This is a genomic window from Streptomyces sp. NPDC026672, assembly GCF_040638185.1.
In the GTDB taxonomy this organism is placed as follows: Bacteria; Actinomycetota; Actinomycetes; order Streptomycetales; family Streptomycetaceae; genus Streptomyces.
Window position 1 is genome coordinate 220,731 of record NZ_JBEZXS010000004.1, and the last position, 13,336, is coordinate 234,066.

A 13,336-nucleotide genomic window follows, 5' to 3' on the forward strand; every position below is an offset into this window, starting at 1 on the left:
CGAGATGAATGGGAATGAGAGGCGGTCTGGCTAATTTTCTGGTGGACGCGGTCAGTCGAAGAGGCCGCGATTGTTGGACTGCTTGGCGGCGGCACCGAGAAGCTGCGAGCGGTACTTCGCGAACTCCGCCATCGGCATGTTCTTGATGTCCTCTGCCGAGAGCTGCCGAGAACCGCCCTCGCCGTCCGTGGGACCGTTCCCGGTGTAACCGGTCGCAGCCACGCCGCGCATCTGCGAACGAGTAGTTTCCTGAGCCGACTGAACGGACTCGAAGATCTGCGACGTCTTGTCCTTGAGCAACTGAATGGACGCGTCGACTTCCTCCGGGGTGTTCCCGGAAATGAGATCTACGAGTTCCGGGGCGATGTTGGCGCGCTCGGCGCCAGCCCGCTCCTGAATGTAGGCCCGGAGCTTGTTGTACTCCGACTCCTTCGCGAGCGCTGCCCGCTCCTGCTCCCGCTCCTTCTCGATCTGCGCGAAGCGCTTCTCCCACTCGGAGGAACGCTCCTCCAGGAGCTTCTTCGCGCTCATCTCGGATTCCGACTTCGCCTTGGCCGCGTCCTGTTCGGCCTTCAGCCGCTCAGCCTCCTCGGCCTCGCGTGCCTCGCGCTCCTCGCGGAGCCGCTTCAGCTCCGCCTCCAGGGCCTCGCTGCGCTCGTCGACCTTGTTCAGGCGGGAGTACAGCTTGTCCTTCTCCTCCTGGCGGACGCGTTCCAGGTCGGCCGCGGTGAAGCGGGCTTCTTGGCCGGCGGGCTGCGGCTTGGCCGGCTCCTGGACGGTTACCGTCCCCTCGGGGGTGACGGTGGTACCCGTCGCGGGGCCGCCCGGCGTGCCGGGGGTCGTCTCCTGCGGACCGTTGGGTGCGGGGTTTGGTGCCACGGTGGTTCACTCCAGGCTGGTGAAGCCGCCTGAACGAGTAGGAATGAATGGCGGGCAGTTCAGTCGTTTTCCGGGTTCCGTCGCTGGGCCAATTTGGTGCCCTTCGACAGCGTCACGAGTTCGCTCAAGACCGATTCGGTGTCCTTGCCTTGACCCACTCCCGGTACTCCGGGAAGCGGGCCGGCGCTTGTCGCCCCTGTGTTTCCGGACCCCGAAGAGCCCGATGCGGCAGGTGCTGGGGGCGGGCTTTCCACGCCTTCCGGCGGCAATCCCGTTGAGCGCAAGATAGCTGCTGCGATTTGCGCCTTGATATATTCGAGCGCTCCGTCTTCTTTCGCCTCGGTCAGGCGCTCGTCGAAAATCTCCTGCATCTTCTCCCCGGGGAAGATCTCCCCGAGGTCCCGCAGGGCCCCACGCTTGGATTCCAGCCCCAAGGCCAACTTCGCCTGGACCTCGTTCAACTTGACCAGGACGTCCACCGGCAGCGGCGGCGGCCAATCCACGGTCGTGTCGTACACCTCGGGGTCGCGGGGGTCGATGACGAGAGGCTGTTCGTCGGATACGCGGATTCCCTGCGTGCTGGGGTCGTAGATCCGGCACTCGGGCTCGTAGAGAAATAGCGTCCGCAGCACGAGTTCGTTGATGCGCCGCAGACCCTGGGTGTAGTTCGCCTGCTTCAGTCCGTACCGCTGCATCAAGGGGAAGAACTGAATGCTGAGCGCGACGCCCGAGGTGTTCGAAATCGCTTGGGCCTGCCCGAGCGCTGTCTCCGGGACCCCGGTCAGTTCGTGCATGGCGCGTTTGATCAGGTCCAAGTAGGCAAGCGGGCCGTTGAGATCGACACCGTTTTCGAGGTTGAAAACATTGGCGTCTTTCGGGAGGCCACCCCAGATCTTGCGAGCCCCCTTCTCCAGGTGGCTCGCCTTGGCGCCGGTGATGATGGTGACCGGGGCCGCGTGGTAGTTGACGATGTCGCTGATTTCCGTGCACTTCTCGTTGTACTCACGGTTCAGCGGAATGAGGTCGACGATGTCGGACAGACCCCAGGGCGATCCGGATATCGCGATGTTCCGGATGTGCACGATGGGAATCTGACCGAGGGGATTCTCCCGGGCGTCGAGCAACTCGTCGTTGACGTACTCCTCAATGTATTCCTCGGTGATGATCTCGGTGTACGTGTATACGGTGCGTGTCCCTTCCAGGGAGGTACCCCAGAACTTGTACTTCATCTTGAAGCGGAGTAGGCGGTCCCGATCGTGCGGGTGGTACTCCGGGAAACACTGGGCCGCGTTCAGCGGGAGAACTCGAACCCGGCCTGGGTGGGTGTTACCGGCGGAGTCCATCCACGCCGGCTCGTATGCCACCTTCACGAAACAGTCCCCCGCAACGGACCCGTTCTCGCCCATCTGCCAGAGGGTCGACTTCTTGTCGTTGTCGACGGTCCAGACCCGTTCCAGAAGCGCTGGAACAATGTGCTCGAACTTCTTCTCCGACTGGAAGTGGACACCCCGGCCGAAGGTGAAGTTGGTGATGTACCGGCTCAACGCGCCCGTGTAGTTGATCGTGACGTTGGGTTCGCCGGCCTCACGTTTGTACGCCCAGTGGTAGCCCAGGTACCAGGCCCAGTGATTCGAATAGCGCGTCAGGCGGGGACCGTGGACTTCGAATTCCTCGGTAACTCGTCCGCCAGCTCGACCAGTCCCAGCGGGCTGACGGAAATGGTCAGGTCACTGGCGGCTGCGCGCATGGACGGTGAGGCAAAGGCGATGGACATCAGGCATCACCTCCTTTCGATTCCGCCAGCGGAGTCGAGTGTGAGATGAGTGCTGGGCTGATGAGTGAGCGGGATCAGATGGTCGGCAGGTAGGGCACGGTGGCTCCGCTCCAGGGCAGCGCGATGAGGTACATGCGGGGGTCGACTTCCTGCGTCTGGATTGCCTTGGCGGAAGTGGCCGCGCCGTAGATGTCGACGGACAGACCCACGCGCACGGACTTGCCGGCCTCGACGGTCTCGATGAAGAAGAGCGTGTGGGACTGGTCGGTGCCCGTGGAGATGTGCTGGTTGCGGTCGACGTACGTGGTGGCCCCGTCGGCGCGGAGCTGGAGCCGGGCACGGACCGCGGCCGTGGTGGTGTCCGTCCAGCCGACGGAGATGCCGGCCCACGCGATCAGAAGGCGCCGCTGGGTGAAGGAGGGCACCTGGTAGCTGTGCACGAGCGTCGGCGTCTTCACGTTGCCGGCCAGGGAGAACAGCGAGGTGCGCGACGTGGCCACGGCCCAGGGCGCAGCGCTGAGGGCCGTGATCTGCCCCTGCATGGTGGTGATGGCGCTCTGCTGCGAGGACTGCGTCGCGTTGAGGCTGCCGATGGAGGCCGATGCCTCAATGAGGGTGGGGCTGAGCGGGCCGCTCGGCGCGACCGCCCCACCGATCACGTTCTTGAGGAGCGTGTCGATGGGGTCGGCCACGGCCGCCAGGTCCACGGGAACGTCCGGGATCTTCCCCTCGGTGGGGATCGGGATCTTTCCCCACGGAGTGAGCTGTCCGGGGTTGGTCACTGCTCAGTCCACCCGGGCGTAGTTCCGGCGCTGGTTGCGGCCCTCTCCCCGGTCGACGCAGGAGTAGGACTGCTCGGGCTCGGAGGCGCCCTGCGCCATTTCCTGAATGAAGGTCGGGGCCTCCGGCCAGCTCGCGGAGCCGACGTGTGCGCGCTCGCGCATCGTCTCCTCCGGCGGCTTTTCGAAGACGTTCGCGTTGTGGTTCATTCGGCCAGCCGGCGTCTGGTAGCCCTGCATGATGCCCTTGCCGAACTCGTTCGGGATGTCGGTGTCGGTGGCGACACCTTCCTGAAAGCGCAGCGGGCCGCGGCGGCTCGCGTTCTGGGCGTGCTTCGTCTCGTAGAAGCGGTCTGCGGACTCCTGGAATTCAGGGTCCGGGGCAAGCGGGCTGTTCGCCATGGTGTGCCTCCCGGCGATTGAGACGTCTCACCAGGACGCTAAAGGCGCTGTTTTCTGCCCCGATAATTGCTACCAGGGGGTGTTGTGCATTTCGACCTCGGGCATCGTGAGGTCCGCCGTCAGATAGAGCGCGTTGGAGAGCGAGTCCACGTAGTCGTCGTGGGCCGCGTCCACCTCGGGAGCGGCGACGATGATGTGAGGGCCCTGATAGTTCAGCTCGGCGTCCTCCATCTGCTGCCGGAAATTGCGCCAGTTTTTGGTGGACCGAGTCTTGGCGTGCGCCGGCCACACGACCAGGCCCTTAGACATGAGGTCCATCATGTGCGCCCAACGCTTCGTCTGGTTGGTCCGGTCGCTCTTGAGATCGACGATCTGCGCGTATGGCATGAGCACCCGCAACCGGCTCGCCACAACGTCGCCCAGGCCGCCGGCGTCGATTCCTATCGCGAACACCGAGTAGTGGTTGAGGAATTCGACGATCCTGTAGTACTGGCTTTCCCAGTCCAGGCCCTGGAGGTCGAGCCAGTTCAGCACACGGTGTTCGTAATTTCCGTACTCGTCCGGGTAATCCCAGTTGACCCAGCAGACCGTTACGACGGTCGAGTCCGTCTTCCGGGCCGGGTCGATTCCGACGACCACCGGGGAGCGGTGCCACTCCTGCACGACCCGCATGGAGGTGTCGCCGAGGGCGTCAAACCGGTCGCTGGTGACCAGCATGCCCTTGTCGAGAAGCCAGATCAGGCGGTACGACAGCTTGAATTCGTCGGAGTCCTCACCGAGCCGGTCCATCTCGCTCTGGACGAACTTCTTGTACCTCGGAACGTGCTTGGAGACGGTCTTCCAGTCGACCTGGAAGTGATCCTGCTGGCGGCCCTTGCGGTTGGCGTTCCGACGGTTCTTCTGGATCTGCTCGTAGAAGCCGGATTTGGTGTAGGTCGGGGTGCCCGTCATCACCATGAGGCCCGCGGTCGAGGCCAGCATCGGGCCGATCGACTTGTTCAGTACCTTGTCGTCGGCGGCCTGGGCCTCGTCGATGACGACCAGGTGGTAGGTCTGGCCCTCGATCATCGCCTTGGGGTGCGCGGTCTGCTTTCGGATGAGGCTGCCGCAGCGCTTGAGGAGCAGTACCTTTCCCCGGGCGACCAGTTTTTCGTCGATCTCGGGGTCCGAGAGGATGTCCTGGGCGCGGTCGGAAGTCAGCCGGCCGACGATGCGCGAGAAAAGCGTTTCGCTCATTTCGTCGGTGGGAGCGAATACGCCGATCCACAAGCCTTCTTTGAACTTGCCGAGCAGACTCGGAAAGACCTTGGCCAGCCGCGGCAGCATGATGGCCGCGCCGGCGACGACGTCGGCCACGGTCTCGGACTTGCCGGACTGCCGGCTCCACAGAGCCGTGAGCTTGGCAGAGTCCTCGATGATCAGGGACTCCAAGATGCGCCGCGCGAAGGGGAGTTGGTACGGCCGCAACGGATGCCCGGACAGCTCGTCGATGACGACGATGATCTTGTCGATGATGTCGGAGACCAGGGCATGGTCGATGCCGGCGGCCTCGGGCCCGGACTCGGCTTCCTCGGGCAGGCCAAGGGTCAGCTCGTGTTCCGTGGCATCGAGTGGCGTCCCCATGGCCCGAACCTAAAGTCGGACAAATAGGGGCCAATAATGTCCGATGGTGGCCAGTAGTTGGCAGTTCGGCAGACCTAACGCCAAGTAAGCGTTAGTCTCGCCCCATGACCGGCCCGAACTTCTTCGATCTCTCAGCACTCAACGCGGACCGCCTGGAGGAGCGCACCGTCGACCAGCTCGCCGACGGCTTCCGCGACCTCAAGGCCCTCAAGCACCCGGAGACGGCCGACCGCTACCGCGCCGAGGCCGGCTTCTTCTTCGGCTTCATGCGCCGCTTCGGTGCCGACCCAGCGGCCTGCACCCAGCCGCACGTTCTGCGTTACCTCGATTACCTGGCCTCCGAAAGCCACCCCGAACACCCCGGGGACTGCTGGGACGAGTGCAGGCACCTGCCCTACGCCCCCAGCTCCCGACAACACCGCCTCGACGTTCTGCGGGCCTTCTACGAGTACGCCATCGCCAACGGGCTGGGACTGGCCGCCAACCCCTGCGCCGCCCTGGCCGTCCCGGTCCCCCGCGTCGAGCACATCGACCACCTCTCCGAATGGGAGGCGCACGATCTCTGGGACGGCTCACGCGAACACTCCCACCGCGACGGGGCGCTCGTCGGCCTGCTGCTCGGTCTCGGGATGCGCAAGGAGGAAGCGCGGCTCGTACGCATCGAGAACCTCGGCAAGAACTCCTTCGGGCCGACGTTGAGGTTCTGGCGGGTCAAGCGGCGGTTCTGGCAGACCATCAACCTGCCCGCGCCGACGGCCGCCGCGATCTTCCTTCAGGTCGGCGACCGTACCTCCGGACCGCTGCTGCCGTCTCCGCGCTGGACCGAGACCGAGGCTGGCGTCCGGGAGAAGGCCCACCTGTCGGACGCCGGGATCGACGACATCCTCAAGCGGATCGCCCAGTACACCGGTGTTCGGCCCGACGACTTCTACAGCCACCTCGGCCGCAAGACGTCGATCACCATGTCCCGCACCATTCCCGGCCTGCCCCTCGAAGTCACGATGACCTTCTACGGGCATGCCACGCTCAAGGACCACCAGAAGTACGACGCCTTCGCGCACGTCACGTTCAAGGAGCCCATCTACAACCCGGCCCAGGGCCGAGACTTCTGGCGCCTGGCCGCCTGACCTCCGGCGAATATCACCGAAAAACCCTCTCTGCCTACGGTCGTGATACCGGACAGCAAGGAGGGTTTTCTCATGCCGCCGAGGAGAAGGCGAATCGGACCCCGGAACCCCCGCGCCGCGAAGAACCGAGCGCCGAATTCAGGTGTGACCCCGTACAGGACAATCCAAGAGCAGGAGTTCTACGGCGCCGGCCAGCAGCCGCGCACGCCCGATGTCAACTCCCGCCCCGGGTACTCGCGTGCAGACATCAACACTGCGATCGACGAGGCGTCCCAGAACCTCAGCCCCGAGAAGCGCGAGGCACTCCGCCGCGCCCAGTGGCTGTGGGACGACGAGCAGCTCCTGACCACCCGGCCCACGAACACGTCCTACCCCCCTCGGCCGCGCACCCTGGCGGCCGGCTACGACGACGAGTCGCAGACCCTCTTCGTACGGTTCCGCGGGCAGCGCACGGGGCCACAGGAGTACGCGGACGGAGTCGGCTACGAGTACTACAACGTCACCCCGCAGGAATGGGCAAAGTTCCGCGACAACTGGTCTCCAGGCCGGTACGTCAATGCCGTCCTGAACGGAAAGCCCTACACCCCGGCGAGCTGGTAGTGCTCATCACCACAACTCGCTGCCGACGCGACTGGCCCCACCGGTATCGCACCTACTACCAGGAGACCGAGCCGCCCTACCGCCGCTCCGACCCCGCCACGGTCTACCGGCTCGGCACGCGCGGCCTCGTGATCGGCCGCTGGACCTCTCGGGCCCAGGACGAGCACCAGGCCCTCACCGACGCCCTGGGAGCCCGCCCAGCCACCCTCCTGGGCTCCGACGGCCAGCTCCTGCCCAACTTCCGCCGCAACTCCCCGGAGAGCGCCTCGTGTTCACCCGCCGGCCCGCCGAAGACGTCCTCCTCGACAAGGCCCGAAAGCGGGTCGCCGGCCTGAGCAAGAACGCCGCCCTCGAATGGGGTGTGGTCGTCTCCGGCTACGTCATGCGGATCTTCGAGCAGCACCCGGCCACAGTGCACACGGAGGACGACCTGGGAGAGCTGGACACCGCCATCGCGGCCCTCCGGGCTATTCGGGAGCGGCTCGGCCCCGGCTAAAGCGGCTCTGTAATCCGGAGCGTGAGTTCGCGAAACTGGCGGGCGGTGATCGTGATGTCGTATCGGCATGCATTATGGAGAGCCGCTTTGGTCAGGGCCCTGCGCTGGTGGGAGTCCCGGCCCATCTCGTCTAGAGCCGCAGCCAGCGAGAGCGGGTCGCCAGGAGCGTAGGCAATGCCAGCGCCTCCGAGGATTTCCCTCACTCCGGGAAGTTCGGAATAGACAACCGGAAGTCCATGGGCTTGAGCCTCAATGAGGACGAGTCCGAAAGCCTCCAGACCCGTGGTTGTGAAGACCCAGGCGTCGAAGTTCGGCAGGCGGCGCCACAGTTCGGCGCGAGGCAGGAACGGATCAAAATGGACTCGATCCCGCAGTCCGAGGTCGATAGCCCGCTGTTCCAGATACTCCCGTAGGGGTCCATTGCCGATCACGGTGAGATGGTGCGGCTGATCGGTTGATGCGAGGGCTTCGACGGCGGTGATCGTGGATTTGTTGTCGTCCAGGCGACCGGCCTGTACCAGAGACAGGGGCCCTGTCCCTGCGGGCGGCTGATCACGTACATGGGCATCGGCCAGACGGATGCCCCACGGGATGATCACGATGCGGTCGGTGAACTGGCGCCCGGTGAGGCGGTCGATACGGTCGGCGAGGACGGAGGTCGGGGCGACGATCGCGGCGCTGGCGGCGGCGACTTCGAGCACCGCCTCGTGTTCCGACGTGTTGCGCTCGGCCGCCATCACTTCGGGGCCGTGAGCGATGGAGATGATCGGGATGGTGCCGGCGGTGCGACTGAGCGCGAGGCTGAGTGCGAACCCGACGTTCTGGGCGTGGATGGCGTCCGGTCGGATCTGCTCGATGAGCGTCCCCACCTCTTGCGTCAACTGGTCCACGTAGGTGTCGAAGCCAGGGCCCTGGGGTCGTTTCGTCGTGGAGAGGGGGATCAGGTGATCGAATGCGGTCTTCCACACCTGATGGACCGGTGTCCGGCCGAGGAAGGTCGTATGGGTCTCGGGCATGGCGCGGTAGAGGTCACCGACGAGGATCATGCTGCCGGACGAAGGCTCGGACGTGCGGTTGATGCCGGTGAGGATCGTCAAGGGCTTCGTGGTCATGCGGAGATCCCCTCGATGGATGACCGTTGGGCGGGAACCGGGGACGGGGCACTACGGTCCATCGTGACCTGCGGATCAGCAGTGATCATCCGTCCGCGGTTGCGAGGGGGCGCCCACCACGACGCCAGGTGCGGCGTGAGGACCGCGGTGATCTCCTGGGCTGGGTGCAGGAAGCCCTTGCTGTCCTGCTTTGCCGTCCACGCCCTGACGGCCGACCGGGGGTAGACGGGGTGTATCCCGATCTCGCCCTTGGGGAGGAGGCCGTTGAAGGGCGTGGGGATGCCCTCGTGGTTCCAGTAGTCCCAAGCCTCCATCGCCTTGGCCTTCTCGAAGCAGTGGTAGAGCTGCCGATAGCGCGGCATGTACCGGATCTCGCGAAAGATCATCTGCCCGATCAGTCCCGGCGCGACGTACCGGAGCGCGCTGAGATCAATGCCCCGGAAGGTCACCGTGGCCGCGTCCTGGGACGGGTGCAGCGCGATCCTGGCGAACAGATGCGACAGCCGCCGCCGCACGTACTCGGCGACTCCCGGAGCGAGCGCCGGTTCCACGCCGACGATGAGCTGGACGAGCTGCTGGTGGCGCGGATGGAAGCGAGCCAGGTCGAACAACCGGTGCATGCCATCCACGGCGGCGAACGCGAGTCGCTTGTACAGCCAGTTGTTCAGCTCTCCGACCTGGGCGTAGCCCTTGGTCTCCGGAGTCCTGGAGTGGAGCATCAGGTACTCGGACAAGACCTCGAAGTACAGGTAGCCGAGAAACGGTACGGCGGGCACGGCCGCGGCCAACTGGTCGATGAACTCGGGGGCCTCCGTGGCGCGGCCGACCGCGTTTCGCAGAGCCGTGTCGAGGAATCCGGCCGCGGCGTCCAGCCCGGCCAGCACGACATGGTCGAGCTGGTCGTTCTCGGCCCGGGTGAGAAAGCTCCGGTAGCGCAGGTAGGTACGCAGGTGGATGGCACCGAGATGTAGATAATCCACACCCTTGGTTGGGATCGGAGCGTCCGGGATGACCTCGAAGATCATGGGCGTGGTGTCGGGCTTCGTCTGCATCAGGTAGGCGCCGAGGTTGTGCGGACGCATTCCTTCACGCTGACGTACCAGAGGGGAGCAGTACAGGGCTCCGACCAGGCACCCGGTGGAGACGTGCAGCTCGCCGCTGGTGCGGATCGCGGCGATGTCCTTGGTGGTGTGCAGCAGGTACATGGGCCGGCCGCTGGCGAGCGCCTCCGCCATCGCGCTGTGCTGGATCAGCCAGCCGTTCGGGGTGTCACCTTCCAGGTAGCGGCGCCAGTCGCCCTCGCTCTCGGCCAACGAGGCAGGAGCGGGGCGCTGCGCGGGCCGGGCATAGTCCGTGTGGACGTGCTCCCACTCTTCACGCAAGGGAACTCCTGGGGTTGAAGTCAGCGGCAGACCAGGGGAGTTCGGGAGCTACAGGGTCTCGACATTCGCTCCGGACAGGCGGTTTCGGCAGTCGAGCACGTACGACGCGTGCTCCTCGATCATCGCGAGGTCGAATCGCGGATGATCCATGAGAAGAACCACCGCATCAGCGGCGGCTACCTCTTCCGGGGTGGCATCGACCCGAGGCACGTTCAGCCCGGTGTCGGCGCCGTCCGGGATGTTGGGTTCGGCGCCGCAGACATCGGCGCCGAGGTCCATGAGAAGTTCGGCGACACGTGCCGACGGGGAATTGCGAAGGTCGGTGGCGTTGAACTTGTAGGTCAGGCCGAGCAGCAGAATCCGAGATCCGCTGACCGGCGTGCCCCGCTTGTTGAGTGCTTCCACGAGGCGCCGGACGACGTAGTCGGGCATGTGCCGGTTCACGTCGGCGGCGAGTTCCGCGAACCGGAACGGGATGCCAAGTTCCTGCTGGGCCTTCCACGAGAGGAACATCGGGTCGACGGGCAGGCAGTGTCCGCCGACCCCCGGCCCCGGGGTGAACTTCGTGAATCCGAACGGCTTGGTCGCGGCGGCGTCGATCGCCTCCCAGATGTTCACGCCGAGGGCATCGGCCAGCATCGCCATCTCGTTGATCATGGAGATGTTGACGAACCGGAAGGTGTTCTCCAGCAGCTTGGCCAGCTCGGCGACCTTCGGTCCTGACACGGGCACGGTGGTCTCGAAGATGCCGTCGTAGAAGCCCTTGATCACGTCGAGCGATTTGGCGTCGATTCCGGACACCAGCTTCGGCGTCCCGTCGAACGACCAGCGCTTGTTTCCGATCCGCTCGGGGCTGAAGCCGGCCAGGAAGTCCGCCCCGCCCTTGAGGCCCGAGGTCTCTTCCAGGATCGGCAGCAGCAGCTCCTCAGTGGTGCCGGGATAGCTCGTGGACTCCAGGACCACGGTCGCGCCGGGGCGCAGGTGCTCACCCAGTGTCCGAGCGCAGGACTCGATGTAGGTCAGGTCAGGCACGCCGTCCCGCAGCGGGGTCGGCACCGTGATCACCGCGATGTCGAAGCCGGCCAGCGCCGCAGTGTCGGCAGTCGCGGAGTAGGCCCCGGAGTCCAGAACCGCGCGCAGCCGCGAGGAGTCCACGTCCCGCACGTAGGACTGGCCGGCGGCGAGCTGCTGGACACGGTCCGTGTCCACGTCGTAGCCGACGACGCGGTGCCCCACCTCGGCCGCGCGTACGGCCAGGGGAAGCCCTACATAGCCCTGACCAGCGAGAACTATCTGCATGGCAGCTCCTACTCAATCGCGATGCTTGAATGGACCGTCGTTCCTGGTCTGGCAAGGAGAAGCGCTGTGCCCCTGGTGTCGGTCGTGATGCCCGTCTACAACTCGGCAGCCACCCTCGGCGCGGCCGTCCGATCGGTCCTCACGCAGACCCACAGCGACCTGGAGCTGCTGGTCACCGACGATCAGTCGACCGACGGCTCCATGGACCTTCTTCGCGAGTTCGCCAAGCAGGACGAGCGCGTTCTGCCGGAATCGGCGCCGGAGCGGGGCGGTGCGGGCAAGGCCCGCAACCGCTCGATCAACCGGGCCCGCGGGGACTACATCGCCTTTCTCGACAGCGACGACATGTGGCTTCCGGAGAAGACCGAGAAGCAGCTCGCCTTCGCCGTGGAAGCCGCTGTGCCGCTGACGTACACCTCGTACTTCAAGATGGACGCCGACTACGACGGCGAGAGCACCGCCTGGGTCCCGAACGGGCGGGTGATCCGTGCGCGGGAGCACGTGGACTACCGCGCGATGCTGCGCCGGGACTACATCGGTGCCTTGACGGCCATGTACGACCGCCAGGCCCTGGGTACGAGGCTGATGCCGGAGATGCGCAAGCGCCAGGATTACGCGCTGTGGCTGAGCATCCTGCGGGACGGCGCGGAGGCCCGGGGCCTTGCTGAGCCACTGGCGGTATACCGGGCCCACCAGGCGGGATCGCTGTCCTCGAACAAGATGTCCTTGGTCAGGTACAACTGGGAGCTGTACCGCGAGCACGAGCGTCTGTCCCTCCCGCGGTCGACGCGGGCACTGGCCGGCGCCGTGTGGCAGTCGCTTAGCAACTCGCGCATCTAGACAGGTCACCGGTGTCGTCGGCCGACTACTCGGCCGAGCCGTGGCCGGCCCCCGCGCGCAGGAAGAGCTGGAGGAGCAGCCGCCGGTCGGAGACCGGGATGGCCTCCTGGCCGTTGTGGAGCGCCTCCCGGCCGTGCAAGAAGCGGCGCTGGTTCACGATGAGGTAGTCCCCGGGCTTGAGCATGAAGGAGACCTGGCCCCGGACAAGCTCCGCAGCGAGTTCCCTGGCGGCGTCAGCGTGCGCCTGGCCGAGCTGAGACCGCTCCAGCATCTTGGCGGTGAACCGAACGAACCCTTCACCCGGGCCGGAGCCGTCCAGGATCGGGAACGGCTTGCACTCCTCGCCCACGCCGAACAGATCGAAGAAAGTCCCGTAGTGGTAGGCCGACTCGGCCAGCAGGGCACGGCTGTCCTCCGACAGCCGCGCGACAGCCGCGTGCCCGTCGGAGAGGATGCTGGGGCCGCCGCCGAGCGGGTCGGGGCGGACGCACAGGAGCGTGGAGTAGTCCGGGGGCAGGGTCCCGTTCACCAGGTCCATGTGGAACGCGTTGTACCCGATGCCGCTGGACTTGCCCGGGTCCTTGTCGACCTTGACACCGATGTCTTTCCACAGGGGCCACCGCGGGAAGGGCGAGAAGGGGACCGCCACCTCGACGGCGAAGGCCGTCGCCAGCCGCAGGAACCTGTCGTCGCCGATCCCCAGGGCCTTGGCGAGGTTCCCCAGGCGCAGCACGGCGTATCCGCCGCCCTTCCCGGTCAGTGCCTGGCGCAGCGTCGCGGCGGTCTCCTCGAACCGGGGGGTGGCCGTCAGCTCGGTCCGGTACCGCTCCCTGGTGGACTGCGCCAGGTGCGGACCGTCCAGTTCCCAGGCCGGGAGAGGAAGGTCGATCAGAGAGGCTTCGAGTTCGCTCGGGAGGTCGATGAACACGCGGAGTTTCCTTATCTCTTGGGGGTTTCCGGGTGTCGTTCAGGTGCCGTGCAAACGGGGAGGAGCGGGGTACTTGTTGAGCTGCTCTTTTTCGG

Annotated in this window: 14 protein-coding genes; 4 read left to right on the forward strand and 10 right to left on the reverse strand. The window is 65.8% G+C overall.

Going from position 1 to position 13,336, the window contains the following annotated elements; translation table 11 throughout:
• Positions 1-51: 51 nt before the first annotated feature.
• The 6 genes from AB0F77_RS05955 to AB0F77_RS05980 form a co-directional block, all read right to left on the reverse strand.
• Positions 52-879: a hypothetical protein gene (locus AB0F77_RS05955; RefSeq protein WP_361942124.1), complete on the reverse strand. Its 828-nt coding sequence runs from the start codon at positions 877-879 to the stop codon at positions 52-54.
• A gap of 59 nt (positions 880-938) precedes the next feature.
• On the reverse strand, positions 939-2,525 hold the full coding sequence (locus tag AB0F77_RS05960; RefSeq protein WP_361942551.1) for a phage portal protein: 1,587 nt from the start codon (positions 2,523-2,525) through the stop codon (positions 939-941).
• The gene (locus tag AB0F77_RS05965; RefSeq protein WP_361942127.1) at positions 2,522-2,653 is read right to left on the reverse strand and encodes a hypothetical protein; all 132 of its coding nucleotides are present in this window, start codon (positions 2,651-2,653) and stop codon (positions 2,522-2,524) included. The genes AB0F77_RS05960 and AB0F77_RS05965 overlap by 4 nt, the downstream gene beginning before the upstream one ends.
• Positions 2,654-2,727: 74 nt before the next feature.
• On the reverse strand, positions 2,728-3,435 hold the full coding sequence (locus AB0F77_RS05970; protein ID WP_361942130.1) for a hypothetical protein: 708 nt from the start codon (positions 3,433-3,435) through the stop codon (positions 2,728-2,730).
• Between the two features lie 3 nt (positions 3,436-3,438).
• Positions 3,439-3,834 (reverse strand): hypothetical protein, encoded by a 396-nt coding sequence (locus tag AB0F77_RS05975; protein ID WP_361942133.1) that lies wholly within the window; start codon positions 3,832-3,834, stop codon positions 3,439-3,441.
• Between the two features lie 69 nt (positions 3,835-3,903).
• Positions 3,904-5,457 (reverse strand): terminase family protein, encoded by a 1,554-nt coding sequence (locus AB0F77_RS05980; protein WP_361942136.1) that lies wholly within the window; start codon positions 5,455-5,457, stop codon positions 3,904-3,906.
• A 104-nt stretch (positions 5,458-5,561) separates the two neighbouring features.
• Between AB0F77_RS05980 and AB0F77_RS05985 the strand changes: the two genes are divergently transcribed.
• From AB0F77_RS05985 to AB0F77_RS05995, 3 genes are all read left to right on the forward strand, one after another.
• Positions 5,562-6,584: a hypothetical protein gene (locus AB0F77_RS05985; RefSeq protein ID WP_361942139.1), complete on the forward strand. Its 1,023-nt coding sequence runs from the start codon at positions 5,562-5,564 to the stop codon at positions 6,582-6,584.
• A 144-nt stretch (positions 6,585-6,728) separates the two neighbouring features.
• Positions 6,729-7,184 carry a KTSC domain-containing protein gene (locus AB0F77_RS05990; RefSeq protein WP_361942142.1) on the forward strand — a complete coding sequence of 152 codons (456 nt, stop codon included), beginning with the start codon at positions 6,729-6,731 and terminating at the stop codon, positions 7,182-7,184.
• 268 nt (positions 7,185-7,452) lie between these two features.
• On the forward strand, positions 7,453-7,680 hold the full coding sequence (locus AB0F77_RS05995; protein ID WP_361942145.1) for a hypothetical protein: 228 nt from the start codon (positions 7,453-7,455) through the stop codon (positions 7,678-7,680).
• Here the strand turns inward: AB0F77_RS05995 and AB0F77_RS06000 are convergent.
• From AB0F77_RS06000 to AB0F77_RS06010, 3 genes are read right to left on the reverse strand one after another with little or no spacing between them, the layout of a single operon-like run.
• Positions 7,677-8,792, reverse strand: coding sequence for a glycosyltransferase family 4 protein (locus tag AB0F77_RS06000; protein ID WP_361942148.1), 1,116 nt, complete (start codon positions 8,790-8,792; stop codon positions 7,677-7,679). The two genes, AB0F77_RS05995 and AB0F77_RS06000, sit on opposite strands and share 4 nt — an antisense overlap.
• Positions 8,789-10,174: a hypothetical protein gene (locus AB0F77_RS06005; RefSeq protein WP_361942151.1), complete on the reverse strand. Its 1,386-nt coding sequence runs from the start codon at positions 10,172-10,174 to the stop codon at positions 8,789-8,791. The genes AB0F77_RS06000 and AB0F77_RS06005 overlap by 4 nt, the downstream gene beginning before the upstream one ends.
• A gap of 48 nt (positions 10,175-10,222) precedes the next feature.
• Positions 10,223-11,473 (reverse strand): nucleotide sugar dehydrogenase, encoded by a 1,251-nt coding sequence (locus tag AB0F77_RS06010; RefSeq protein WP_361942154.1) that lies wholly within the window; start codon positions 11,471-11,473, stop codon positions 10,223-10,225.
• Positions 11,474-11,539: 66 nt separating this feature from the next.
• On the opposite strand from AB0F77_RS06010, the gene AB0F77_RS06015 reads away from it, so the two are divergent.
• Positions 11,540-12,313, forward strand: a complete 774-nt coding sequence (locus AB0F77_RS06015) for a glycosyltransferase family 2 protein (RefSeq protein ID WP_361942157.1) — start codon at positions 11,540-11,542, stop codon at positions 12,311-12,313.
• Between the two features lie 25 nt (positions 12,314-12,338).
• Here AB0F77_RS06015 and AB0F77_RS06020 read toward each other — a convergent pair whose 3' ends face one another.
• Entirely contained in the window at positions 12,339-13,241 is a 903-nt protein-coding gene (locus tag AB0F77_RS06020) for a TauD/TfdA family dioxygenase (RefSeq protein ID WP_361942161.1), read from the reverse strand.
• Positions 13,242-13,336 lie beyond the last annotated feature (95 nt).